Origin of the sequence: Bacillus sp. AFS053548, assembly GCF_002575105.1 — a bacterium.
Classification (GTDB): domain Bacteria; phylum Bacillota; class Bacilli; order Bacillales; family Bacillaceae_G; genus Gottfriedia.
The window spans coordinates 38,475-63,238 of the sequence record NZ_NUHI01000016.1 but is presented as its reverse complement, the minus strand read 5'-3'; the positions used below and the strand labels follow the sequence as shown (position 1 = coordinate 63,238).

The following is a 24,764-nucleotide window of genomic DNA, read 5'->3' as shown; positions in this document are numbered from 1 at the left end:
ACTATGAGGGGATATTAACATAAGAAAAGCCCTTTTTATTTTTGGTTTTTTTCACAAAAAGCTTTATAGTTTTAGTAGTCACTATGTTCAGATTAAAAATTTTAGGAGTGTTTATGGAAACGAAAGAATATCTAATAACGCAGCTTAATGAAATTGAAAAATGGGAAAAAGATCAAAAAAGCGTATTTTTTTGGGAGAAAATCGGTAGAATTCCATTTATGATTTTGGATAAAATTACACCTAAGTTCATTCACGATAAGATTGGAGTTATTTTAGATGAACTATCTAAGTATGTGAATGCTGGTGGTCAATATTTAGTTAGTGTTCCTTCAACTCTAACTAGGATGAGTAAGGAGCTTTCTATTCAAGAATTAACCGAAGTGGAAATGGTCAATCAACTTAGTCTTGAACAAATGGATCTTGTCTCGAATAGTTTTATTGCTAGTCGTAAACAATTTGCAAAGGTCCAAGGAGCGACAACAGGTTTTGGTGGAATGTTTACGATTGCGATTGATATACCAATTTTATTAGGAATTACATTAAAAACACTTCAAGAAATAGCGATTTCTTATGGATATGATCCCAATGATCAAATGGAGAGAGTCTTCATTATTAAATGCTTACAATTTACATCTGCTGATATAGTTGGTAAAAAGGCGATATTAGAAGAGTTAACAAATATAGAAGGAAAAAAAGCCTTTTCTCAAATTGAAGGTTGGAGAGAAGTATTTTATACATATCGCGATAACATGGGCTGGAAGAAACTGTTTCAAATGGTCCCGATTGCAGGTTTAATATTTGGTGCATATGTAAATAAACAAGCAATTGAAGATGTTGGCGAAGCTGGAAGAATGCTTTATAAAAAAAGACGGATCATGGAAAGATTGCATGATTTAAAATAAATAGAAAAAAGATGAATTTAGATTAGAGCTAAATTCATCTTTTTTGTTGAATTCATAAATCAAACGTTTGTTTAATTTTTAAATTTATTTGGGAATTGCTTAATAATGCCCGAAGACAATGCATCTGCTAAAACGATAATGTGATCAAGACCAGCGTCAAATGCTTTTACATTGCCGTCCCAATTCATTTGTATTCTTGTTACAACTTCATTTGTTACCATTTTTAGATGCTTGTATAGCAAGTCTTTTAAAGCTTGATTTGTCCAATTTGGATTTGCTTTACTCAAAAATGCAGCAATGTCATCTGCATTTTTAAACCATTGATCGTTTAACGTTTTTAAAGTTGCCATATCATTCGCTTTAGCAGCATCAATGATTTTACCAGCCAATACAATATGGTCAGTTAATAGTTTAGCAAGCTGATCTCCTGCCGCAGCACCATAATAAGGTTTAACTGCGTTTCCAATATCTTGTTGATTTCTTAATAGTCGAGCAAGTACTATGTCCTTATCTGGCATTCCAGCAACCGCGCTAACAATATACTTACTAGTCCAAATCGTATGATCCATCCAAAGCTTTCTCATATCACCTTGGAATTTACACGCTGATTTACTAATGAATCTTCCATGAGCTCGTGTATCTACTTGCTCGGCACTGGATTTAATAGGGGATAAAATTAGTGCAAAACATAAAAATAGAGATGTGAATTTAAGTAATTGTTTCTTCATTTAGATGTCTCCTTTGGGATGTTTTCAAAGTGTACCAGTTTTATTTTGGATTTTTTTTCAAGTAATATTCAAAGTTTTTATTTCTCTCAATTGTGAAAGTAATAATTCTAGAGAAAGCACCTGACTTATATGGAAAACATCAAAAATGATTAGATGAACTATATAAAAAATAGTGATTTTGATATAGTATAATAAGTTGTGGTAAAAAATGGAAAAATTTACACGCAGCAAGTTGTTTCTTATTCCTTGGAAGGTGAGGGGGGAGGAAAGCTTTGTTAAATTATTTATATCCTAGTATCTTTATAATGACTTTAATCATTTTATTTTTTGGTTATAGATTATTTAAAGGTTATATTACTCTATTAAAATATTTATATTGGATAATCTTTGGAATCTACATTACTTGTCTAGTGGATTTTACTTTGTTCCCATTTCCTTATCAGAAATATCTAATTCAAGTCATGATTGAGGATCACTTGGGATACACAAATAATTTTGTCCCTTTTAAAGTAGTTGTAGATTCAATAAGATATGGATCATTTTCAATTGCTCTAAAGCAAGTTGGCGGAAATATTGTATTATTTATGCCATTAGGATTTGCATTGCCAGTTCTAAATCCTAAAATTATGAAAAGTAAAACGATATTTGTTGGTTTTACTGTAAGTTTAGGGATCGAAATAATCCAAGGAACCACTGGACTTTTTCTTGGATATAATTATCGATCATGTGACATTGATGATTTATTATTAAATACATTTGGTACTGTGTTAGGAGTCGTAGTCTTTAGTTTAAGTACTAAATTATCGATTAAACCAAGACTATTAGATGAAAGTCGTTAATCAATATATAAAAAGACAAGGAGCATGATGCTACTTGTCTTTTTGTAACTTCTGAAGTTCTTTCACTGTCACAAATTTATATCCATCTTTCGTTAATAAATTCAATATCCCCTTAATTGTTTCCAATTCTTTACCAGTTTTATCATACATCGGATGAATTAAAATAATTGAGCCGGGTTTAATATTTTTCTTTACATAGTTTATTTTATCTTTAGGACTTGTGTAAAAAGTATCTGGCTCCAAATTCCAAGTAATTGTTTCTCGGTTATGTTCATGCATGTAATATGGTAAGCCAAATAGTTTTTTCCCATTTGGTGGACGGAATTCAATTTCCCCTCTATAGCCAGCTTTTCGAATTAGTTTGTCTGTCTTTTCTATTTCATTTTTGATAAATATAGGTGATTTTAGCACCATTCTGACATGAGAATATGTATGATTTCCCACCTGTTGTCCCGCATCGACAATTTTTTTGGCTTCTTCGGGATTCTTTTCAATTTCATTACCGATTAGAAAAAAAGTAGCCTTTGCATTGTATTGATCTAAAAGTGGTAGAATGTCATCAACATTTTTAGTTGGACCGTCATCAAATGTTAAAGCAACTACTTTTTGATTGGTGTGTACTTCGTTTGTTAATCCTCCAAAAAGCTGAAAAGATCTTGCATTCATTAGCTTGTACAATCCAAATAAGATCAGAAACAAAATTAGAATACTTGCACTTATTTTCAGTAATCTTTTTTTCATCTATTTTACCTGTCTTTCTGGTTATTGAAGTTAAACATAATTATATCATCACTAATTAAAAAAAGAATAAATGAAGGAAATTAAAGGAAATTTAAGAGAGATAGAAGAAGTAGTGTAATACAGTATTTTAAGGTATGCAATAGATATGAATTCGAAAGTAATTTTTGTAAATAGGTTTTTATTTAGATAAAACAATCTACTTGCAAAGTTATCAGTTTAGTATTAAACTGATAACAAGATCGATCAAAGAGGTGCAAAAATGTTAAATAGTCATAATGAAGCTTCTACAAATAAATCAAAAAATTTAGCAGTATTACTTTGGTTTCGATTAGCTCGTTTTTATCTTAAAAATGTTAGAGAATCAAATAATCAATTGAAAAAGTGGGGACTGACGACTGCTCAATTTGATGTAATAGTCCATGTTGGGAGAAATAAGCGTCTTACTCAGCAAGAATTAGCCGATAAATTAGTTGTTACAAAAGGAAATGTGACTCATCTATTAAAGAAAATGGAAGAGCTACAATGGATTAAAAGAGAAGTAGAATGGAAAAACAAATATCTCTCTTTAACAGAGATCGGTCAAGAAATGTATGAAGAAATCGTACCTTCACAAGATGAATTTCAACAAGCTCAATTCAGCAAATTAACTGAAGAAGAGCAATTACAATTACTTACTTTATTAAGAAAATTAAATAAAAAATGAATTAGAACGGAGGAAGTTTATGGAGAAAATGAAAGGCATACATCATATCACTGCGATAGTTGGTGATCCACAAGAAAATATGGATTTTTACGCTGGGATTTTAGGTTTACGCTTTGTGAAAAAAACAATTAATTTTGATGATCCAGGTACGTATCACTTTTATTTTGGAAACGAAACTGCAAAACCTGGGACGATCATGACTTTTTTCCCTTGGGCAAATGCGTATAGAGGAAAAGTAGGAAGTGGGCAAGTAGGAATCACTACATTCTTAATCCCAGCTAACTCAATGGAATTTTGGGAAAACCGTTTAGTATCATTTAATATTCATACAAAAAAAGTAAGTCGATTTGGAGAAACATTTCTTCAATTTGAAGACTTTCATGGCTTACAGCTTGAATTAGTAGCAAGGGTAGCTGGCCAGGAAAATACTTGGGAATTTAATGGGGTTACAAAGGATGTAGCCATTAAAGGGTTTGGTGGTGCAGTTTTATATTCTGGAGCACCAAATAAAACAGCTGAACTGTTGGAAAACGTAATGGAATTAGAATGCTTAGGTCAAGAGGGTAACTATTTACGTTTTAAAGCAGCCGGTGATATCGGAAATATTATCGATATTGAATTAGCAGCAGTAGGAAGAGGTTCAATGGGAGTAGGAACTGTCCATCATATTGCATGGAGGGCAAGTAATGATGAAGAACATGTAAAATGGCAAGATAAGTTATATGACCATCATTATGGAGTTACTGAAGTAAAAGATCGAAATTATTTTAACGCAATTTATTTTCGTGAAAATGGTGGATTATTATTTGAAATTGCAACTGATCCACCAGGATTTATGATTGATGAAAATATAGACCATTTAGGTGAACAGTTAATGCTACCAAAGTGGCAGGAACCACATCGTGAAATAATAGAAAATCACTTGCAACCAATTGTTGTTAGAGAAGTGAAAGGAGAATGACGATGAAGCACGTATTTAATAGAGGAAGTAATCCATCAAAGCCAACATTTTTATTATTACATGGTACAGGTGGAAATGAACTTGATCTATTACCTATCGCAGGTATGATCGATGATGAAGCTTCTGTTTTATCTGTAAGAGGTAATGTAAGCGAAAATGGAATGCCACGTTTTTTTAAGCGATTAGCTGAAGGTGTATTTGATATGGAAGATTTAGTTATCCGTACAAAAGAATTAAAAGAGTTTATTGATTCGGCATCCAAAGAACATGGATTTGATCCAAACAATATGATTGCAATTGGTTATTCAAACGGTGCAAACATTGCTGGAAGTCTACTGTTCCATTATGAAAATGTATTTAAAGGAGCAATGCTATTGCATCCAATGGTACCGATTCGTGATTTAGAATTACCAAATATGAAAGATGTATCAGTCTTCATTGGTGCAGGGAAAAATGATCCAATCTGTTTACCACAAGAAACAGAAGAATTAGCATCATTATTAGACGGTGCTGGTGCAAAAGTCGTTACTCATTGGGAAAACATGGGGCATAGCCTAACAAGATCGGAAATTGAAGCAGCAGCTGATTGGTACAAAAATAACTTTTAAGGAGTATGCAATAATGATGAAATCTTTTTCTCCAGCAGATTTAAGTGATCGTGATAATTATAAGTTCTTAATTGGTGGAATTATTCCAAGGCCAATTGCTTTTGTTACAACTGAATCAAATGAGAATGTCTTAAATGGTGCACCATTTAGTTATTTCAACATCGTAACGTCTAATCCACCTATGATATCTGTATCTGTTCAGCGACAAAATGGTAAACAAAAAGATACAGCTAGAAATGCGATTGAGAAAAAAGAGTTCGTTGTCCATATTGTTGATGAATCAAATGTTGAAGAGATTAATAAAACAGCAGCTGCATTGCCACCTACTGAAAGTGAAGTTGAATTAGCAGGCTTAACACCAGTAGAAAGCGTAATGGTTTCAGTTCCAGGTGTGAAAGAGTCAAAAATTCGTATGGAATGTATTTTAGAACAGGCGATTCCATTAGGTAAAGATAATGAGGCTTGTGACTTATTAATAGGCAAGGTTGTTTATTTTCATATAGAAGATGATATTTATGAAAATGGACGGATAGATGCAGATGGCTTAAAAGCAGTTAGTCGTTTAGCAGGGAATGACTATGCTAAAGTTGGGGAAATGTTTACGATTGATCGTCCTAAATAAGTTTAAAAAGAGTGAAGGGTAAAGTAGAATTTACCCTTCACTTTTTTTTTGAAAAAAATTAAAAGAAAAATGAACGATATGCAGAACCTAATCGTATAACAAATGAAACCAAATAAAAATTGTATAGATTAGCAAGAAGGGAGGAGGAAATGGCTGATTTAGATGAATTAGAAATTATAAAGGATGCTCAGCAAGGTGACCAAGATGCATTTGCGAAACTTTTTCAAGTCCATTATTCCTTTTTATATAAATACTTTTTAAAGATGACGTTAAATCAACAAACTGCAGAAGATTTAGTGCAGGATACGATGTTGAAAGGTTATGACAATATAAAGAAATACAATGGTCAATCCAAATTTTCAACTTGGCTAATTACAATCGCTACTAGACTTTATTTAGATCAACAAAGAAAGAAAAAGCGTGAATGGTTTTGGCAAAAAAATGAGTCTGTAGAATTATCACGTTCCTTAAATTGGCAGTTGGCTTATAAAGGGTTTGAGTGGAGTGATATTATGGAGGGTTTTGAAAAGCTTAAATCGGAAGTGCGAGCGGCCATATTATTAAAGCATTACTACGGCTATACGAACGAAGAAATTGGAAATATGATGGGAATTCGAGAAGGAACGGTTAAATCAAGAATTCATAATGGGATGAAGGAATTAAGAAAGGAGTTAATGCAAGATGGATAAAAAAGAAATTGTTTCAGCATTTAAGCAGTTTGATGAAATAACGAATATTAACGAACCTTCAATCAATGAGATTACAGAAAAAATTAAAATACACCAGGAAAAAAAGAAAACCATTTTTCTTAAAGAACTAATCGTATTTATCTGTGTAGCATGCAGTCTATTCATCGGAGCACTTCTTGTTGCTTTAAAGGCACCAGTAAGCATTGTTATTATTCAAGGTTTAGGCTTTATTGCACTACCGATTATTTTTAAACGAGATAAAAAGAAAATTGAAAGTGAGTTGATCTAAAGTGGAATGGACAACAGAAAATATTATCATATTAATTTTAGTCTTTATAATTTTAATAACTCAAAGTATCACACTTTTTACAAAAGCTAAAAAGAGAAATCGTTCAGCCTGGTTATGGGGGCTGTTAGGAATGATTCAATTCCCTTGGCCTAGTGTCTTCTTTTACTTTTTAGTTGTTCGAAAAGATCGAAAAAAACTAAATTAAGGATAGTGTAGGAATACTAGACTAATTGGAACGGTTCGGTTCAATTTTAGTCTAGTATTTTTAAATTTGTGTTTGACAATTTCGGTGTACTACATGTATAGTACATGTATAAGGTGTATTAATTAAGTAATACACGTCGTTATGTACTAAGTGTATGAACTAAGCAGTACACACACATACTACAAAAATCGTATATAGAACGAGGAGGTGGATTGATGGAATTTATAGTGAATAACCGTGAACCCGTTTATTTACAGGTCGTTAGGCATTTTAAACAACAAATTGCCAAAAGACTATTCGAAGCTGGTCAAGAAATACCATCAAGAAGAGAATTAGCTGTTCAATTTAATATAAATCCAAATACTGTACAAAAAGCATACAAGGAAATGGAGGAACAAGGATTGATTACGACTGAACGAAATTTCCCTAGTAAGATTACGACTGATATAAAAGTGTTAAATGGTGTACGAAATGAATTGATTATGGAAGCTGTAAATGAATTCGTCGATTCAATTAAAGTAATAAATGTTCCTGTGGAAGAGTTACTTACAATGGTTAAACAAAACTATGAACAAAAGATAAAAGAAGAAAAGAAGGGAGATGCTTAAATGATCCAAGTAAAAAATGTTTCAAAAAAATATGGTCGGAAAAACGTTTTACGTGATATTTCATTCACTGCAAATAAAGGAGAAATCACTTGTTTAATTGGTATTAACGGTGTTGGTAAGTCTACAACGATGAAGGCGATTATGGGGATTACGCCAATCGATCGCGGTGAAATATTAATAGATGATAAGAAAATGAATCATACAATGTACGAAAATATTACCTTTATTCCAGATACACTTACAATGCTTCCTAGTTTTACAGTTGGAGAAGCAATGCAGTTTATGAAGGATTTTTATGTGAATTGGAATCCAGAGCGTGCAAAAGAATTACTTGGATTTTTCCGTTTAAAGGAAGACGAGAAACTAGGTGAGCTTTCAAAAGGAAATGCTGCAAAAGCAAATTTACTTTTTGGTTTAGGACTAGATGTAGATTATGTTCTGATGGATGAACCTTTTTCTGGTATCGATATGTTTAGTAGAGAACAAATTGCAAAAGTGTTTACGAGTCACTTAATTGAGGATCGAGGCGTGATTATAACTACTCATGAAATTAGTGATATTGAGCATTTAATCGATAAGGTCGTTTTATTAGATAACGGCGAAATACTGAAAGAGTTTTATACAGAAGAAATTCGATTAGAAGAAGGTAAATCAGTGATGGACGTAATGAGAGAGGTGTATGAGTCTTGAATCGATATTTAAAACTAGTTAATTTTGAAGTTAATCGATTTTTTAAATTATATATAGGGTTACTGATTATAGTAGCTATTTCACAGTTTGTGAGTTTGTTTTTAGTAAAGTCTTCTTATATGAACACAGCGAATGATGCAAATTACGCAAGCTCTATGAAAGCAACTGAGGAATTCATTGCATCAAATGGATTGCTAAGCTTTAACCACGTTGCTAATCATCCATTATTTATTGGTCCAATTGTTATATGTATAGCTTTAATGATGTTCTATGTATTTATCATTTGGTACAGAGATTATTTTGGGAAAAATACATTTATTTACCGTTTATTTATGCTACCAACTTCAAGAATGACAATTTACTTTGCTAAAGCGACTACAATCTTAATTATGGTTTTGAGTTTGCTCGCTTTTCAACTAATACTTTTACCGATTGAAATAAACGTATTTCAACAAATCGTTCCAAGTGAACTTTTAGGGAAAATGAGTACGATAGACCTTTTTATGAGTCCTACTATTTTTCAAATGATTTTACCAAGTAATTTTGTGGATTTTATTTTTAGGTATCTTATTGGAATGGGATTAGTGTTTACTCTTTTTACATTCATACTATTAGAACGTAGTTATCGCTGGAAAGGTATAATATTTGGGATATTATACGCTATGGCGATTGTAGTTTTAATTCTTATACCAGAGATTATTCAATCTTACGTTTTTGGAAATGATTTCTCATTTTATCCAAGCGAAGTCGTTTATATGGAAATAGGTCTTTTTGCAATCATTATTACAGGTTCAATCTTATTTAGTAAATATTTATTAAAAAACAAAGTATCGGTGTAAGGAGGAGTTTAGAATGAAGCGATATCGTAATTTGGCAGCAATAGCCGTTGTCACGACAATCAGTATAGGCACGTTTTTTACGAAAGTAGCTATGTCAGAAAGCAAGTTGCCTAAATTTTACTTAAAGACTGAAAATGGAGATTCGAAATACGTTGAAAATTTAGTTCTTAGCGGTGGATACGGTCAGGATGGAGGTAGGGGCTTAAGTATCACTACTGACGGAAGTGAATATAAAGATACTAATTCAATTCTTAGTGAACTTGATAGTGAATACTATGACTTAAAAAAATTAAATGATTTAAAAAAGAAAGAAAGAAACTTTATGCGCGGAAAAATTTCTTCTTCTCAATTTTATATCGATAAAGATTTTGCATGGCACGCCGAGGTAAAAGGTGGAAAACTTGATGGTACGTATGAGCATCAAAATAATCATTTTAAAATGTATATAGATGGTCTTGATCTTCAAAATAAAGACCGTTATAAATTTAAAATTGATATCCCAAGTGAAGAAAACTACTCATATATTGATGTAGAGGATGTACAATTAATCGGTAAAGATTTAGTTGTCACTACTTATCAAAATAAAACGATAGATAATAATACAAAATCAGATGTAAATGTCGATCAAACTGAACTAGTTATGTATCGAATTAATGTAAACCAAAAGAAAATTGTTGATCGTAAAGTGATTAATAAATCATCCAATGACCAAAAGACACACACTCATACTGAATTACAAAATACGATATCAGAATCAGATCAAACGATTCCTTCTAAATTCAGTGTTTACAAAAAGGCAAAACTAAAGGATACGGTTCAAACGAATGGAGAAACAACAACTGAAGAAATTAGTAATGAAGTATTCGTATTTAATTTAGAAACTGATAAAGAAGAAACTTTAAATTTATCGAATGAACAAAAAGAACAATTGAAGCAGAGTAATGTAATCATTGATAAAGATAACTTGTATTTTATAACGAACGGTGATAAAGATTTTTCAGTATTAAAGTATAACCTTAACAATAAAAAAGTTGAAGGTGTACCAGTACTTGCTTCTAAAATTAATGCTAATAATCTTTCAAATTATAAAGTTATTGACGGTAAACTATACGCAATTACGAATAATGTAGAGGGTCTAGGAAAGAGCAATAAAGAATTCAGTATTACTGACTTAACAAACGGACAAAGTGTTTTCGAAGGTAAGATTGAAGTAAAGAATATTAAAGGAAATCCTAGTAAAGCATTAAAAAAATTACAAGTATATGATTTTAAGGTTGAATAAGTAGGGCAGGAAAAAGTTAAGAGATTGGTTATAGGGAAGGATTTTATAAAACTTATAAAATCTTTTCCTACTCCTTCTTCTTTCTTTATTTCTGTTCTTTTTTCTTTACCTTATACTTCATTTAAGGAATATACGTTCTAGTTTAATTACTTGAATTTGTACTTAATCATCGGTAATATGTAAAGATGATTATTTTTAAAGTACGTTTGTTCTGTTTTTGATTGATTTTTGAAATTTTGTGGTAAAATAGAAGGATAGGTATGTTTTGGAAATGGAGGCGGGGAAGATGGAGCAGGAATTCGAGGTAGTTTCTAATTATTCACCTCAAGGCGATCAGCCAAATGCGATTAAGCAGTTAGTTGATGGGGTTATAAATGGTAAAGAGCATCAAGTTTTATTGGGTGCAACAGGTACGGGAAAAACGTTTACCATTTCAAATGTAATTAAAGAAGTAGGAAAACCAACATTAGTATTTGCTCACAATAAAACATTAGCAGGGCAATTATATAGCGAATTAAAAGATTTTTTTCCAAATAATGCAGTTGAGTATTTTGTTAGTTACTATGATTATTTTCAGCCAGAAGCTTATGTACCTCAAACGGATACTTATATTGAAAAAGATTCGAGTATTAATGATGAAATTGATAAATTACGTCACTCTGCGACTTCCTCCCTTTTTGAACGTAAGGATGTCATTATTGTAGCGAGTGTTTCTTGTATTTACGGTTTAGGTTCTCCTGAAGAATATCGTGAATTAGTTTGTTCTCTTCGTATTGGAATGGAAATTAGTCGAGATGAACTATTACATAAACTAGTAGATATTCAGTATGCGCGTAATGATATTGACTTCTCACGTGGTACATTCCGAGTTCGTGGAGATGTTGTTGAAATATTCCCAGCATCACGTGATGAGCACTGTATTCGTGTGGAATTTTTTGGTGATGAAATTGAGAGAATTAGAGAAGTTGACGCATTAACAGGTGAAATTTTAGGTGACCGTGAACACGTTGCAATTTTCCCAGCTTCCCACTTCGTTACCCGTGAAGAAAAAATGAAAATCGCCATTAAAAATATTGAAGTTGAGTTAGAAGAACGATTAAAGGAAATGAGAGATAACGGCAAGTTACTAGAAGCTCAAAGACTTGAGCAACGAACTAGATATGATTTAGAAATGATGAACGAGATGGGATTTTGTTCTGGAATTGAAAACTATTCTCGTCATCTGACGCTGAGACCACCAGGTTCTACGCCTTATACATTATTAGACTATTTTCCAGAAGATTTCTTAATGGTGATTGACGAGTCACATGTTACGGTTCCGCAAATTCGAGGAATGTTTAACGGTGACCAAGCTCGAAAGCAAGTATTAGTAGATCATGGATTCCGTCTGCCTTCAGCATTGGATAATCGACCTTTAAAATTTGCAGAGTTTGTAGAAAAAGTTCAACAAACTATATACGTAACTGCTACACCTGGACCATATGAGCTAGAGCTGTGCCCTGAGAAAGTAGAGCAAATTATTCGTCCAACAGGTCTACTAGATCCGACGATAGATGTTCGTCCGATTGAAGGTCAAATTGACGATCTGATCGATGAGCTTCGTAATCGCATTTCTAAAAATGAGAGAGTACTAATTACTACTCTAACGAAGAAAATGTCTGAAGATTTAACGGATTATTTGAAAGAAATAGGAATTAAGGTTAACTATTTACATTCTGAAATTAAAACGCTTGAACGAATTGAAATTATTCGTGATCTCCGTTTAGGTAAATATGATGTGTTAATTGGTATTAACCTTTTACGTGAAGGTATAGATATTCCTGAAGTTTCATTAGTTGTAATTTTAGATGCAGATAAAGAAGGATTTTTACGATCTGAACGTTCATTAATCCAAACAATTGGTCGAGCTGCAAGGAATTCAAATGGTCATGTTATTATGTATGCTGATAAAATGACGAATTCAATGGATATTGCTATTAATGAAACAAAACGTCGTCGTGAGATTCAGGAAGAATATAACAAAAAACATGGAATCACTCCTAAAACGATTATTAAGCAAGTACGTGATGTGATTCGAGCTACTTCTGTAGCTGAAGAAGAAGAAGTTTATGAAAACGGCATTAGTGCTAAATATAAGAAAATGAACAAAAAAGAACGTCATTTATTTATTCAATCTATTGAAATGGAAATGAAGGACGCAGCGAAGGCTCTTGATTTTGAACGAGCAACAGAACTTCGTGACTTAATATTAGAATTGAAGTCTGAGAGGTGAAGAACTTGAAAAGTATGAATGAAATAATTATTAAAGGGGCCAGAGCGCATAACTTAAAAAATATCGATGTAACGATTCCTCGTAATCAATTAGTAGTTGTGACTGGATTATCGGGATCAGGTAAGTCATCTCTAGCATTTGATACAATTTATGCAGAAGGTCAACGCAGATATGTAGAATCTTTATCTGCGTATGCTCGTCAATTTTTAGGTCAAATGGATAAACCTGATGTTGATTCAATTGAAGGACTTTCACCTGCGATTTCAATTGATCAAAAAACGACTAGCCGAAATCCTCGTTCGACAGTTGGTACTGTAACAGAGATTTACGACTATTTAAGACTTCTTTATGCTCGTATTGGAACTCCGATTTGTCCAAATCATGGTATCGAAATTTCGTCTCAAACAGTTGAACAAATGGTAGATCGTGTAATGGAGTATCCTGAACGAACGAAACTTCAAGTGCTTGCTCCAGTGGTATCTGGTCGTAAAGGGACACATGTAAAAGTATTTGAAGAAATTAAAAAACAAGGGTTCGTTCGTGTTCGTGTTGACGGTGAGTTATTTGATGTATCTGAAGAAATAGAATTAGAGAAAAATAAGAAGCATTCAATTGAAGTTGTAATTGACCGTATTGTTGTAAAAGATGGTGTAGCATCTCGACTAGCTGATTCTCTTGAAACAGCATTAAAACTAGGAGAAGGTCGAGTTATCATTGATGTAATAGGTGAAGAAGAATTACTTTTTAGTGAACATCATGCATGTCCACTGTGTGGTTTCTCAATTGGAGAATTAGAACCGCGCATGTTTTCGTTTAACAGCCCGTTTGGGGCTTGTCATTCATGTGATGGATTAGGAACGAAATTAGAAGTGGATATAAACTTAGTTATCCCAAATGATGAATTAACACTTAAAGAAAATGCTATAGCACCGTGGGAATCAATTAGCTCAATGTATTATCCGCAATTACTAGAGAGTGTTTGTAATCATTACGGAATTGATATGAATATTCCATTTAAAGACATACCAAAAGATCTACAAGATAAAATTCTTTATGGTAGTAATGGCGAACAAATCTATTTTAAATATGATAACGAGCAAGGTCATGTACGTGAAGCAATGATTGAATTTGAAGGCGTTATTTCAAATGTAGAAAGACGTTTTAAAGAAACATCTTCAGATTTTATTCGTGAGCAAATGGAAAAATACATGGCTCAACAACATTGTCCAACTTGTAAAGGGCATCGTCTAAGAAAAGAGGCTCTTGCAGTATTTATTGGTGGCTTGCATGTCGGTGAAGTAACAAAAATGTCAGTTAAAGAAGCGTTTGATTTCTTTGGATCGCTTGATTTAACGCCAAAACAAGAAAAAATTGCAAATCTTATCCTTCGAGAAATTAGAGAGCGTTTAGGCTTTTTAGTAAATGTAGGTTTAGATTATTTAACATTGAACCGAGCTGCAGGTACATTATCTGGTGGAGAAGCTCAAAGGATTCGTTTAGCGACTCAAATTGGTTCGAGATTAACTGGTGTATTATATATTTTGGATGAGCCATCAATTGGATTACACCAACGTGATAATGATCGTTTAATCTCAACATTGTTAAATATGAGAGACATCGGAAATACATTAATTGTTGTAGAACATGATGAAGATACGATGCTAGCAGCAGATTATTTAATTGATATCGGACCGGGAGCTGGTATTCACGGTGGACAGGTCATTTCACAAGGAACGCCAAATGAAGTAATGAATGATCATAATTCATTAACAGGGAAGTACTTATCGGGTGAAAAGTTTATTCCTGTACCGCTTGAGCGTAGAAAAGGCGATGGACGTGAAATTAAAATTGTTGGAGCAAAAGAAAACAATTTAAAAAATGTATCAACTTCATTCCCATTAGGCACGTTCGTTGCTGTAACAGGTGTATCAGGATCAGGGAAAAGTACATTAATTAATGAGATTTTATATAAATCACTAGCTCAAAAATTAAATGGATCGAAAGTACGTCCAGGGGAGCATAAAGAAATAAAAGGGATTGAACAATTGGAGAAGGTTATTGATATTGATCAATCACCAATTGGTCGTACTCCTCGTTCAAATCCAGCTACTTATACTGGTGTATTTGATGATATTCGAGATGTATATGCCGCTACGAATGAGTCAAAAGTTCGCGGTTATAAGAAAGGTCGTTTTAGCTTCAACGTTAAAGGTGGTAGATGTGAAGCATGTCGAGGCGATGGAATTATAAAAATCGAAATGCATTTCTTACCTGATGTTTACGTACCATGTGAGATTTGTCATGGTAAACGATATAATCGAGAAACTTTAGAAGTAAAGTATAAAGATAAATCGATCTCTGAAGTTTTAAATATGACAGTTGAGGATGCAGTTTCATTCTTTGAAAATATTCCTAAGATTAAACGTAAACTTCAAACGTTAAATGATGTAGGTTTAGGTTATATTACATTAGGTCAACCTGCTACAACATTATCTGGCGGAGAAGCACAACGTGTAAAACTAGCTTCCGAGCTTCATAAACGTACGAATGGAAGAACTTTATATATATTAGATGAACCTACTACAGGGCTTCATGTTGATGATATTGCACGATTATTAGTTGTTTTACAAAGACTAGTAGATAATGGAGATACTGTACTTGTAATTGAACATAACTTAGATGTCATTAAAGCAGCCGACCATCTAATCGATTTAGGACCAGAAGGTGGAGACAAAGGTGGTACAATCGTAGCAACTGGTACACCAGAGAAACTATGTAAAGTCGAAGCGTCTCATACAGGTAAGTATTTAAAAGTAGTATTAGAACGTGACAAAGCTAGAATGGAAAAAAGATTGGCATTGATGGAATCTTAAAAAAGCCTCTTTTTATAAGTGTATAGCTATTGAAATATTGATGTGATAGAGTAGTTGATTGGAACGAAAAGGATGCTCAGCTCCAGTTGAATTAGCTGGATAAGAGCATTCTGGAACGGAAATCAACTATTCTTCTTTTTCTTTGTATTTGTTTTTTTTTAGATTTGTTAATGTCATTCCTAATGCCTTTTACTTGAAAAGTAGTCCACATTTCTTTAATGTTTTAACATAGAATAAATAATGAAATAGAAAAATTAGTAATGATAAAAAAATGAGGGCGTATCGATAGAGAGGAGATTTTTGTGAAAAGACTATATCGATCTTCTAAAGATTCTATGCTTGCGGGTGTTTGTGGTGGATTGGGTAAGTATTTTAATTTGGACAGTACATTAATCCGTTTACTGTTTGTTATATTATTCTTCGTAGGATTTGGAGCACTTCTATTTGTGTATTTAATTTGGATATTTGTTGTTCCAGAAGAAGGTGACGTGAAATAAATGAGATGGTTATTTTCATTAGCTATTAATAGCTTAGTTTTTATTGTAGTAGCAGGATTTCTGCAACCAGATTTTTATGTAAAAAATATTCCAACGGCTATCATTGCTGCATTGGTGTTATCGATCTTAAATACAATTATTCGCCCAGTCTTAATTTTAATCACTTTACCTGTAACCATTTTTACAATGGGATTATTCCTGTTTATTATTAATGCATTTACGCTTGAAATTACTGATTATTTATTAGGGGATGCCTTACGAGTAAATGGTTTTGTCACTGCTATTATCGCATCGATTCTAATTAGTACATTCAGTATGTTAATTCAATATTTTGTGTTTGGTTCAAAGGACAAAAAAAAGCATTGTCATCGGTAGAAAAAGAGGCGTCTCTTAAGTTAAAGTACTTTTGAGAGTCTCTTTTTTTGTTTTTTTAGATTAATGGGATTTTCGAACATTTTGTGAACACCATTGTTATTTAACTGATTATATTAAATGCTAAAACTGATTGAAGTTACTAAATATCGTGATAAATTCACTTTTACATTAATGATTTTTAATCGTTTTAGCCCATTTACTGACTTGTCGACATTTTCCCACAAAGTTTAAAAATGGTACAATATGAGAGATAATACATAATTATTAATCCTTAGGAGGCTTGTATGGCTAAATTACGTACAAAGAATTTAGTTGAGTATTTTAAATTAGAGGTCATTAGTGGAAGTGCAGGTTTGAATCGTTCGATTAACACGACTGACTTATCTCGCCCAGGTATAGAGGTTGCGGGTTTTTTTACATACTATCCATCTGATCGAGTGCAAATATTAGGGAAGACAGAATTAACTTTTTATCATAGCTTAACTGACGAAGAAAAACATAATCGATTAAGAAAGCTTTGTGCAGATGATACGCCTTGTATTATCGTGACACGTGGTTTAGAAATTCCATCCGAATTAATTGAAGCAGGTGAAGAAACTGGCGTACCTATTTTACTCTCAAACAGTAAGACAACTAAAATGTATAGTAGACTTACGAGTTATTTAGAGGCTAAACTTGCTCCAACTACAGCATTACACGGTGTACTAGTAGATATTTATGGTGTCGGTGTATTAATTACTGGAAAAAGTGGAGTAGGTAAAAGTGAAACGGCTCTAGAGTTAGTAAAACGTGGTCATCGATTAGTAGCAGATGATTCAGTAGAGATTCGTCAAACTGATGAGGATACGCTGATTGGTTCATCGCCAGAATTAATTGAGCATTTATTAGAAATTCGTGGATTAGGAATTATTAATGTAATGACTCTTTTCGGAGCAGGTTCTGTTCGTAATTACAAGCGCATTACGTTGAACATTGATTTAGAGACTTGGGACTCCCAAAAGGTATACGACCGAGTTGGCTTAGACGATGAAAAACTTAAAATATTAGATACAGATATTTCAAAAATCACTTTGCCTGTTCGACCAGGTCGGAATTTAGCTGTTATTATTGAAGTAGCAGCGATGAATTTCCGTTTGAAAAATATGGGTGTAAATGCTGCTCAGCAATTTGCAGATCGTTTAGAGAAAGTAATTCAAGGCGGTAATAATGTTAGTGATTTAATTTAATGAAAAAGTGGGGAAATTGAAATGGAGTCAAATATTCAGCCATTAGATAAAGTATTTTTACACTTAGGTCCTCTTTCAATAAAGTGGTATGGGGTTTTGATCGGATTAGGTGTTGTGTTAGGTTTGTGGTTGGCAATTCGTGAAAGTAAACGACGTGGAATACCTGATGATACATTTTTGGATCTTATTCTAGTAGCTCTACCTTCAGCAATTATAGGGGCTAGAATTTATTATGTGCTCTTTGAGTGGAGCTACTATTCTAAGCATGTTAGTGAAATACCGGCCATTTGGCATGGCGGATTAGCTATTCATGGTGGTTTAATTGGAGCATTTATTGCTAGTTACTTCTTTGCAAAGAAAAGAGGCATTTCATTTTGGAAGCTTGCAGATATCGCAGCACCAAGTATTTTAGTAGGCCAAATGCTAGGACGTTGGGGAAACTTCATGAACCAAGAGGCTCATGGTGGACCGGTAACTAGATCATTTTTAGAAAGTCTTCATTTACCTACTTGGATCATTAATCAAATGTATATCGATGGAACGTATTATCATCCAACATTTTTATATGAATCATTATGGAGTTTATTAGGGATTATTTTCTTACTAATTTTAAGAAGAGTGAACCTTAGACGTGGTGAAATGTTTTTAACATATTTAATTTGGTACTCAGTTGGTCGTTTCTTTATTGAAGGACTAAGAACAGATAGTTTAATGTTAACAAGTACAATTAGAATGGCACAATTTATTTCAGTCGTAATTATCATACTATCTATTATCATTCTTGTTTATCGTAGAGTTAAGGGGTTATCGAATGAGCGTTATTTAGACGCATAAGTTTGTAAAACAGGAGTGGGAAGCACGTTGGAAACTTTAAAGAGAGGGTTACTAGTTGGTTTACAAACTTCTTGGAAAATAGGGAAAATAATTTTCCCTATTTCTTTCATTTTAACGATTATTAAAGAAACTGCACTAATGGACTGGTTTGTTAATCTTCTTGAACCACTAATGAGTTTTATTGGTTTAAAGGGAGATGCAGCATTAGTATTAGTTTTAGGAAATGTTTTAAATCTATATGCAGCCCTTGGAGCAATGCTACCGATGGATTTAACTGTTAAGGAGGCATTGATCCTTGCAGTTATGTTAAGTTTTTCTCATAATCTATTTGTTGAAACGACAGTAGCTACTGCTGTAGGAGTTCGAGCATCTTTTGTTGTTTTAGTAAGGATTGGATTTGCAATTATATCTGCTATTTGTATCCATTTCTTTTGGTCTGGTGGAACAGAAATTGTTCATAAAGGCATTGCTGTTGCAGAAAGCGTTAACCAGTCAGGATGGGAGATCGTTTATAATGCCATCATCTCGTCATTAATGGGTATTTTAAACCTTATTAAAATTGTTTTTCCATTAATGCTAGTTATTCAAATTGCAAAAGATTTTGGGTGGATGAACTATATAACAAAAGCACTATCTCCATTTACTAAATTAATCGGTGTTGAAGCAAAAGCTGGAGTTACATTAGCTGCGGGATTGTTTTTTGGATTAGCTTTTGGAGCAGGTGTTATGATTCAAGCCGTTAAAGAAGATGGTGTTTCGAAACGAGATTTATACCTCGTTTTCTTATTTTTAGTAGCTTGTCATGCTGTAGTAGAAGATACACTTCTCTTTATTCCTTTAGGGATTCCAGTTTTATACTTATTTTTAATTCGTTTCTTTGTCGCATTAGTTGTTACTTGTATAGTTGCAAGAATCGTAGGAAGAGTTGGTAGAAAAACTGAATCAAATTTAAAAGCTGAAGTGAAATAGAAAGGAAATTCTGATGAAAATAAATACGATACTTTTTGATTTAGATGGTACTTTAATCAATACAAACGAATTAATTATTGCATCATTCTTGCATACTTTAAATAAATATTATCCTGAACAATATAAACGTGAACATGTTATACCTTTTATGGGTCCAACTTTAACTGAATCATTCTCTACGGTAGATGCAGAAAGAGTTGATGAGTTAATCTCGGAATATCGCAGTTTTAATATGGAGATGCATGATGAGTTTGTTGAGGAGTATGAAACGGTTTATGAGACGATTGAAACTTTACACAAATTAGGCTATAAAATTGGGATTGTAACAACAAAGGCACGAAATGTTGTTGAAATGGGCTTAAGTTTTAGTCGATTAAAGCAATTCTTTGATACTGTTATCACAATTGATGACGTACAAAATGCAAAGCCACATCCAGAACCGATTCAATTAGCTTTAAAAAAATTAAATTCTATTCCTGAAGAGAGTATAATGGTGGGCGATAATTACCATGATATTGAAGGTGGTCAAAATGCTGGAACGAAAACAGCAGGTGTTGCTTGGTCACTAAAAGGAAAAGAATTTTTAGCTACATTTAAACCTGATTTTATGCTTGAGAAGATGAGCGATCTCTTACCAATTTTAGGGATTGATGAGAATTGAGGAAAACGAAACACTACCTAATTGAAGGTGAAAATTCACTTTGGCAAGTCTACAAGACTGTTTCATTTTGGAAAACATTTCGAAATACTATTGTCATTGAAATAGCTCGGTATATCCCTTTCTTTAGACTGAAAAACTCGATGTATAGGAATCTCATTGGAATGAAAGTAGGAGAGTATACATCCTTTGCTTTTAAAGTAACGCCTGATTTAATGTTTCCAGAATTAATTTCAGTTGGTAGGAATTCGATTATCGGCTATAATACAACAATCTTGGCGCATGAATATTTAATTAATGAATATCGATTAGGAGAAGTTATTATTGGTAATAATGTGTTAGTTGGTGCAAATACGACAATCCTGCCAGGTGTCACAATTGGTGATGGAGCGAAAGTTTCAGCTGCAACACTTGTCAACAAAGATGTTCCAGCTGGTGCATTTGTTGGAGGTAATCCAATGGTTATTATTTCATTACCTCAATCTGAAACTACTATTTAAACTCTTAAAAAAGTGGTTTTCAATATTTTTTGTTTCGGTTAAAATAATACTTTGACAACTTATTTTAGATAATGTGGAAATTGTACGTTCGTTTAAAATTCTTATAATTTGGACGGCGACTATTTCCTCTTTTTATGTGATATACTGTGATAAGCTTGAAAAACTGGAGGATCGAATGTCTGAAAATTTGGGGAATCAAACAAATCAATTTCATAATGTCGTTTCGTTCTCGTTACCTAAAGATTACTTCTACGAAAAAGGGATGAAAGCTTATAATAGTAACGATTCTGAGCAAGCGATTTATTATTTAAAAAAAGCTGCTGAAAATGAAGAAAATCAAACAGTTCTTATAGATATTTCTAGAAAGCTTTTATCATTACATCAATATCAAACTACAATAACAATTTTAGAATATATTTTAGATAAATTTCCTACAAATGAGGATGTATATTATTTATTAGCATTTGCATTTTTTGAATTAGGATTATTCCAAAAAGCTAATTTGTATGCTCAAAAGTATTTAGAAATTGGCACGGATGAAGAGCAATTAGAAGAACTAGAAGACTATTTAGATATTATTCATAGTGAAGAAGATGATGATTTAAGTATCAACGATGATTTATTAGTGCTTCAAGAGCGGGTTACAAGCTATTTGGCAAATCATGATTGGAAATCTGCTAAAACAACTTTACTTAATATTGTTGATAAGTATCAAGAATTTTGGCCAGCTTATAATAACTTAGCTTTAGTAGAGCTTCATTTAGGTAATCCTGAAGAATCTGAAAGAGTATTACAATATGTTTTAGAACAAAATCCAGGTAATTTATCAGCTTTAATTCATTTAACAATGCTAAAAAGAATATTAAATGAACAAGAAATTGCTCTACGATATCTTGAAGGCTTATCAAATATTGTTCCAATCTCTGAAGAGCACCGCCACAAGCTTGGTGTACTTTTCTATCAATTCAAGAAGTATGAAGAAGCTTATAAATTATTTAATTTACTTTACATGGAACGACCAGATCGTGAAATACAGTTTTATTATATGTTCTGTGATGCAGCTTATCAATCTGGAAGAATTGAAACGGCGGAGCGTATTTGGAATTTTGAAATGACAAGTGAATTTGATGATCATGAGGAATTGGCTCCATGGGCTGAAAAAAAACATTCATCGAATGAAATCGAGCAATTAATGGCTGAAACAGAGTACCAAGCAAAATACTCCAATTCGAATAGTGAGAGATGGGGATTAATCTATTTTATGAAGGAGTATTATTATGAACAAAAATTTAGTTCAATCCTTCAAGATTTAAATCCATTAGAAAATATTGGTCTCGATGAACAATTAGAACAAGTACTTCTAAATAATATGTGTTATCTAGAGCCTCATCCGTCATTGAATATTGCGATTAACGGCGCGAAGAAAGTACAAACAACTTGGGAAGAAGATTATATAATACTACGTAATCATCTTCAATTATGGTTTTTCGCTATTTGTGAGCTTACGTTAAAATATAAAGAATTACCTGTAAGTGAAGATGTTTTACTAGCTGCTACACATTATCTTGTTGAAAATGAAGTAAAACGTGTATCACAAAAGAAAATTGCAGCAAACTATAATATCTCTACCTATTTATTAAATAAAGGCATTAGCGCCATTCGAAGCTTGTTTTAATACCAGATGGTGTTAATGCAAGCTTTCTTTATTTCTCATTAAGGTGAGTATAAATTGGCAGCAAGGATTTGTACTCGATGTGGTAGCCAATACTAGGAATTAAGTATAAGTGCAACTATGCCTTTGACTTCTCCTAAAAGGCTCGTCAGTCGAAGAGTTTTCTTTATCATGAGCATATGATTTGTTGTTTTATGTCATCGCGTATTAGGATAGTGATAGTTAATGAAGTAGGGCTATTAGCCATTTAAGTACAAGGAGTGATTAAGAAATGGAAGAAAAAATTTATGATGTTATTATCATTGGAGCTGGTCCTGCAGGGATGACTGCAGCTGTATATACATCTCGTGCAAATCTTTCTACATTAATGATGGAACGTGGTATTCCAGGTGGACAGATGGCAAATACTGAAGAAATTGAAAACTACCCAGGTTTTGATAGTATTTTAGGCCCAGACTTATCAAATAAAATGTTTGATCATGCGAAAAAATTTGGTGCTGAATACGCTTATGGAGACATTAAAGAAATTATCGACGGTAAAGAATATAAAACAATCATTGCTGGTAAAAAAGAATACAAAGCGCGCGCAATTATTATTTCAACTGGTGCAGAATACAAAAAAATTGGTGTTCCAGGTGAGCAAGAGCTAGGTGGACGTGGTGTATCTTACTGTGCAGTTTGTGATGGAGCATTCTTTAAAGATAAAGAATTAGTAGTTATAGGTGGCGGAGATTCAGCAGTAGAAGAAGGCGTATATTTAACTCGCTATGCTTCAAAAGTTACAATCGTTCACCGTAGAGATCAATTACGAGCTCAAAAAATTCTTCAAGACCGTGCATTTGCAAATGAAAAGATTTCATTTATTTGGAATTCAACAATTAAAGAAGTTAACGGAACTGATGGTAAAGTAAGTAGCGTAACGCTTGTAGATACTCAAAATGGTGAAGAATCTGAATTTAAAACAGATGGCGTATTTATCTATATTGGCATGCTGCCTTTAACAAAACCATTCTTAAGTTTAGGTATTACAAATGAAAATGGATATATCGAAACAAATGATGTAATGGAAACAAGAGTACCAGGTATTTTTGCTGCTGGTGATGTTCGTGAAAAAACTTTACGTCAAGTTGTAACAGCTACTGGAGACGGAAGTATTGCTGCTCAAGCAGTACAACATTATATTGAAGAATTAATAGAAGAATTATCTAAAACTAACTAATCTTGATTAATAAAATTAAGTTTTAGAATTGTGAACAAAATTGTAATATTCTGAAACTTATATGTAATTAGGGTGTAACTCTCCTGAAATATAGTTACTGTAATATAGACAATAACCAGAGAGCCCCCTAATATATATAGGAACATGGATATGCGCTTGTCCATGTTCCCTTTTTTTGTGCATTAAAGTATAAATTTGCAGCGACAAAGGAGGACCTGACGTAGTAGCAATTAAGTATAAGTGTAACTACGCCTTTAGTCTTCGCTTTAAAGCTCGTAAATTAGTGAGTATTCATTATTTGTCTCCGAAAGTGATCGGTTTTGTTCCTCAATCGTAGTTCGAATCCACAAAATCTTTTCCTTTAGCCAGGACCTTTCTACCCTAATTCCCACTCTTAACAAGTTGTTGTCTGACTAGTTTAACGGTATAATATAGATTGGGCAGTTTCAACCAACTGCAAGTCCAAATTGTAAGTGAGGTATAAGAAATGCAAAGAGTTACACATTGTGTTTTGGTAAATGAAAATAATATCCTCTTGCTACAAAAACCTAGAAGAAACTGGTGGGTTGCACCCGGCGGTAAGATGGAGCCAGGTGAAAACATTAGAGAAGCAGTTGTTCGTGAATATCGTGAAGAAACAGGTGTTTACTTAAAAAACCCAAAATTAAAAGGTGTTTTTACAATTATTATAGAAGAAGAAGCTAAGGTAGTGAATGAATGGATGATGTTTTCATTTTTGGCTACCGAGTTTGACGGTGAAAATCAAGATGAGTGTGAAGAAGGAATTCTTCGCTGGCATGCAATAGATGAAGTGAAAAATCTTCCTATGGCAGCAGGTGACTATCATATTATTGATTATTTACTAAAGGGTAAAGAAATTTTACATGGTACTTTTGTATATACACAGGATTTTGAATTATTAAGATATCGTTTAAATCCTAGTTAACCTAAACTTTATAGAAA

26 protein-coding genes are annotated in these 24,764 nt (G+C 32.9%); 24 read left to right on the top strand and 2 right to left on the bottom strand.

Annotation, left to right across the window (positions count from 1 at the left end; genetic code table 11):
• Positions 1-113 precede the first annotated feature (113 nt).
• A complete protein-coding gene (locus tag CN946_RS09695) occupies positions 114-902 on the top strand; it encodes an EcsC family protein (RefSeq protein WP_098860938.1) in 789 nt (262 codons plus the stop codon).
• Between the two features lie 71 nt (positions 903-973).
• Here CN946_RS09695 and CN946_RS09690 read toward each other — a convergent pair whose 3' ends face one another.
• Positions 974-1,630 carry a glycosyltransferase gene (locus CN946_RS09690; RefSeq protein WP_098860937.1) on the bottom strand — a complete coding sequence of 219 codons (657 nt, stop codon included), beginning with the start codon at positions 1,628-1,630 and terminating at the stop codon, positions 974-976.
• Positions 1,631-1,902: 272 nt separating this feature from the next.
• On the opposite strand from CN946_RS09690, the gene CN946_RS09685 reads away from it, so the two are divergent.
• Entirely contained in the window at positions 1,903-2,469 is a 567-nt protein-coding gene (locus CN946_RS09685) for a VanZ family protein (protein ID WP_098860936.1), read from the top strand.
• Between the two features lie 30 nt (positions 2,470-2,499).
• On the opposite strand, the gene CN946_RS09680 is transcribed toward CN946_RS09685, so the two are convergent.
• The gene (locus CN946_RS09680) at positions 2,500-3,210 is read right to left on the bottom strand and encodes a polysaccharide deacetylase family protein (RefSeq protein ID WP_098860935.1); all 711 of its coding nucleotides are present in this window, start codon (positions 3,208-3,210) and stop codon (positions 2,500-2,502) included.
• Positions 3,211-3,469: 259 nt separating this feature from the next.
• On the opposite strand from CN946_RS09680, the gene CN946_RS09675 reads away from it, so the two are divergent.
• The 22 genes from CN946_RS09675 (at position 3,470) to CN946_RS09565 (ending at position 24,747) form a co-directional block, all read left to right on the top strand.
• Complete coding sequence (locus CN946_RS09675; protein WP_098860934.1) at positions 3,470-3,913, top strand: MarR family winged helix-turn-helix transcriptional regulator; 444 nt, start codon at positions 3,470-3,472, stop codon at positions 3,911-3,913.
• 19 nt (positions 3,914-3,932) lie between these two features.
• Positions 3,933-4,874, top strand: a complete 942-nt coding sequence (locus CN946_RS09670; protein WP_098860933.1) for a ring-cleaving dioxygenase — start codon at positions 3,933-3,935, stop codon at positions 4,872-4,874.
• A gap of 2 nt (positions 4,875-4,876) precedes the next feature.
• The gene (locus CN946_RS09665; protein WP_098860932.1) at positions 4,877-5,482 is read left to right on the top strand and encodes an alpha/beta hydrolase; all 606 of its coding nucleotides are present in this window, start codon (positions 4,877-4,879) and stop codon (positions 5,480-5,482) included.
• 16 nt (positions 5,483-5,498) lie between these two features.
• Positions 5,499-6,104, top strand: a complete 606-nt coding sequence (locus CN946_RS09660; RefSeq protein WP_098860941.1) for a flavin reductase family protein — start codon at positions 5,499-5,501, stop codon at positions 6,102-6,104.
• A gap of 149 nt (positions 6,105-6,253) precedes the next feature.
• A complete protein-coding gene (gene sigY, locus CN946_RS09655; RefSeq protein ID WP_098860931.1) occupies positions 6,254-6,793 on the top strand; it encodes an RNA polymerase sigma factor SigY in 540 nt (179 codons plus the stop codon).
• Positions 6,786-7,082 (top strand): DUF5345 family protein, encoded by a 297-nt coding sequence (locus CN946_RS09650; protein ID WP_098860930.1) that lies wholly within the window; start codon positions 6,786-6,788, stop codon positions 7,080-7,082. The genes sigY and CN946_RS09650 overlap by 8 nt, the downstream gene beginning before the upstream one ends.
• Before the next feature lie 420 nt (positions 7,083-7,502).
• Positions 7,503-7,895, top strand: a complete 393-nt coding sequence (locus tag CN946_RS09640; RefSeq protein ID WP_098860928.1) for a GntR family transcriptional regulator — start codon at positions 7,503-7,505, stop codon at positions 7,893-7,895.
• Positions 7,896-8,585 (top strand): ABC transporter ATP-binding protein, encoded by a 690-nt coding sequence (locus CN946_RS09635; RefSeq protein WP_056469792.1) that lies wholly within the window; start codon positions 7,896-7,898, stop codon positions 8,583-8,585.
• A complete protein-coding gene (locus CN946_RS09630; RefSeq protein ID WP_098860927.1) occupies positions 8,582-9,424 on the top strand; it encodes a hypothetical protein in 843 nt (280 codons plus the stop codon). Before CN946_RS09635 ends, CN946_RS09630 begins: the two co-directional genes overlap by 4 nt.
• A gap of 13 nt (positions 9,425-9,437) precedes the next feature.
• Positions 9,438-10,706, top strand: coding sequence for a hypothetical protein (locus tag CN946_RS09625; protein ID WP_098860926.1), 1,269 nt, complete (start codon positions 9,438-9,440; stop codon positions 10,704-10,706).
• 286 nt (positions 10,707-10,992) lie between these two features.
• Positions 10,993-12,978 (top strand): excinuclease ABC subunit UvrB, encoded by a 1,986-nt coding sequence (gene uvrB / locus CN946_RS09620; RefSeq protein WP_098860925.1) that lies wholly within the window; start codon positions 10,993-10,995, stop codon positions 12,976-12,978.
• 14 nt (positions 12,979-12,992) lie between these two features.
• A complete protein-coding gene (gene uvrA / locus CN946_RS09615; protein WP_098860940.1) occupies positions 12,993-15,851 on the top strand; it encodes an excinuclease ABC subunit UvrA in 2,859 nt (952 codons plus the stop codon).
• Positions 15,852-16,153: 302 nt separating this feature from the next.
• Positions 16,154-16,348, top strand: a complete 195-nt coding sequence (locus CN946_RS23430) for a PspC domain-containing protein (RefSeq protein ID WP_098860924.1) — start codon at positions 16,154-16,156, stop codon at positions 16,346-16,348.
• The gene (locus tag CN946_RS09605) at positions 16,349-16,723 is read left to right on the top strand and encodes a phage holin family protein (RefSeq protein WP_098860923.1); all 375 of its coding nucleotides are present in this window, start codon (positions 16,349-16,351) and stop codon (positions 16,721-16,723) included.
• A gap of 284 nt (positions 16,724-17,007) precedes the next feature.
• Entirely contained in the window at positions 17,008-17,949 is a 942-nt protein-coding gene (gene hprK / locus CN946_RS09600) for an HPr(Ser) kinase/phosphatase (protein ID WP_098232001.1), read from the top strand.
• A 21-nt stretch (positions 17,950-17,970) separates the two neighbouring features.
• Positions 17,971-18,783 (top strand): prolipoprotein diacylglyceryl transferase, encoded by an 813-nt coding sequence (gene lgt, locus CN946_RS09595; protein WP_098232000.1) that lies wholly within the window; start codon positions 17,971-17,973, stop codon positions 18,781-18,783.
• 27 nt (positions 18,784-18,810) lie between these two features.
• The gene (locus CN946_RS09590) at positions 18,811-19,752 is read left to right on the top strand and encodes a nucleoside recognition domain-containing protein (protein ID WP_098860922.1); all 942 of its coding nucleotides are present in this window, start codon (positions 18,811-18,813) and stop codon (positions 19,750-19,752) included.
• Between the two features lie 13 nt (positions 19,753-19,765).
• Positions 19,766-20,413: a pyrophosphatase PpaX gene (gene ppaX / locus CN946_RS09585; RefSeq protein WP_098860921.1), complete on the top strand. Its 648-nt coding sequence runs from the start codon at positions 19,766-19,768 to the stop codon at positions 20,411-20,413.
• Positions 20,410-20,910: an acyltransferase gene (locus CN946_RS09580; RefSeq protein WP_098860920.1), complete on the top strand. Its 501-nt coding sequence runs from the start codon at positions 20,410-20,412 to the stop codon at positions 20,908-20,910. The genes ppaX and CN946_RS09580 overlap by 4 nt, the downstream gene beginning before the upstream one ends.
• Before the next feature lie 175 nt (positions 20,911-21,085).
• The gene (locus CN946_RS09575; RefSeq protein ID WP_098860919.1) at positions 21,086-22,585 is read left to right on the top strand and encodes a tetratricopeptide repeat protein; all 1,500 of its coding nucleotides are present in this window, start codon (positions 21,086-21,088) and stop codon (positions 22,583-22,585) included.
• Between the two features lie 268 nt (positions 22,586-22,853).
• On the top strand, positions 22,854-23,801 hold the full coding sequence (trxB, locus tag CN946_RS09570) for a thioredoxin-disulfide reductase (protein ID WP_098860918.1): 948 nt from the start codon (positions 22,854-22,856) through the stop codon (positions 23,799-23,801).
• A 487-nt stretch (positions 23,802-24,288) separates the two neighbouring features.
• Positions 24,289-24,747 carry an NUDIX hydrolase gene (locus CN946_RS09565; RefSeq protein WP_098860917.1) on the top strand — a complete coding sequence of 153 codons (459 nt, stop codon included), beginning with the start codon at positions 24,289-24,291 and terminating at the stop codon, positions 24,745-24,747.
• Positions 24,748-24,764 lie beyond the last annotated feature (17 nt).

Excerpts from the sequence above, each read along its gene's own strand:
- CN946_RS09665 (WP_098860932.1), top strand. The coding sequence starts at position 4,877 with ATGAAGCACGTATTTAATAGAGGAAGTAATCCATCAAAGCCAACATTT.
- CN946_RS09660 (WP_098860941.1), top strand. The coding sequence starts at position 5,499 with ATGAAATCTTTTTCTCCAGCAGATTTAAGTGATCGTGATAATTATAAG.
- CN946_RS09640 (WP_098860928.1), top strand. The coding sequence starts at position 7,503 with ATGGAATTTATAGTGAATAACCGTGAACCCGTTTATTTACAGGTCGTT.
- lgt (WP_098232000.1), top strand. The coding sequence starts at position 17,971 with ATGGAGTCAAATATTCAGCCATTAGATAAAGTATTTTTACACTTAGGT.
- CN946_RS09635 (WP_056469792.1), top strand. The coding sequence starts at position 7,896 with ATGATCCAAGTAAAAAATGTTTCAAAAAAATATGGTCGGAAAAACGTT.
- CN946_RS09670 (WP_098860933.1), top strand. The coding sequence starts at position 3,933 with ATGGAGAAAATGAAAGGCATACATCATATCACTGCGATAGTTGGTGAT.
- ppaX (WP_098860921.1), top strand. The coding sequence starts at position 19,766 with ATGAAAATAAATACGATACTTTTTGATTTAGATGGTACTTTAATCAAT.
- trxB (WP_098860918.1), top strand. The coding sequence starts at position 22,854 with ATGGAAGAAAAAATTTATGATGTTATTATCATTGGAGCTGGTCCTGCA.
- hprK (WP_098232001.1), top strand. The coding sequence starts at position 17,008 with ATGGCTAAATTACGTACAAAGAATTTAGTTGAGTATTTTAAATTAGAG.
- uvrB (WP_098860925.1), top strand. The coding sequence starts at position 10,993 with ATGGAGCAGGAATTCGAGGTAGTTTCTAATTATTCACCTCAAGGCGAT.
- uvrA (WP_098860940.1), top strand. The coding sequence starts at position 12,993 with ATGAATGAAATAATTATTAAAGGGGCCAGAGCGCATAACTTAAAAAAT.
- CN946_RS09675 (WP_098860934.1), top strand. The coding sequence starts at position 3,470 with ATGTTAAATAGTCATAATGAAGCTTCTACAAATAAATCAAAAAATTTA.
- CN946_RS09625 (WP_098860926.1), top strand. The coding sequence starts at position 9,438 with ATGAAGCGATATCGTAATTTGGCAGCAATAGCCGTTGTCACGACAATC.
- CN946_RS09690 (WP_098860937.1), bottom strand. The coding sequence starts at position 1,630 with ATGAAGAAACAATTACTTAAATTCACATCTCTATTTTTATGTTTTGCA.
- sigY (WP_098860931.1), top strand. The coding sequence starts at position 6,254 with ATGGCTGATTTAGATGAATTAGAAATTATAAAGGATGCTCAGCAAGGT.
- CN946_RS09565 (WP_098860917.1), top strand. The coding sequence starts at position 24,289 with ATGCAAAGAGTTACACATTGTGTTTTGGTAAATGAAAATAATATCCTC.
- CN946_RS09695 (WP_098860938.1), top strand. The coding sequence starts at position 114 with ATGGAAACGAAAGAATATCTAATAACGCAGCTTAATGAAATTGAAAAA.
- CN946_RS09680 (WP_098860935.1), bottom strand. The coding sequence starts at position 3,210 with ATGAAAAAAAGATTACTGAAAATAAGTGCAAGTATTCTAATTTTGTTT.
- CN946_RS09650 (WP_098860930.1), top strand. The coding sequence starts at position 6,786 with ATGGATAAAAAAGAAATTGTTTCAGCATTTAAGCAGTTTGATGAAATA.
- CN946_RS09605 (WP_098860923.1), top strand. The coding sequence starts at position 16,349 with ATGAGATGGTTATTTTCATTAGCTATTAATAGCTTAGTTTTTATTGTA.
- CN946_RS09575 (WP_098860919.1), top strand. The coding sequence starts at position 21,086 with ATGTCTGAAAATTTGGGGAATCAAACAAATCAATTTCATAATGTCGTT.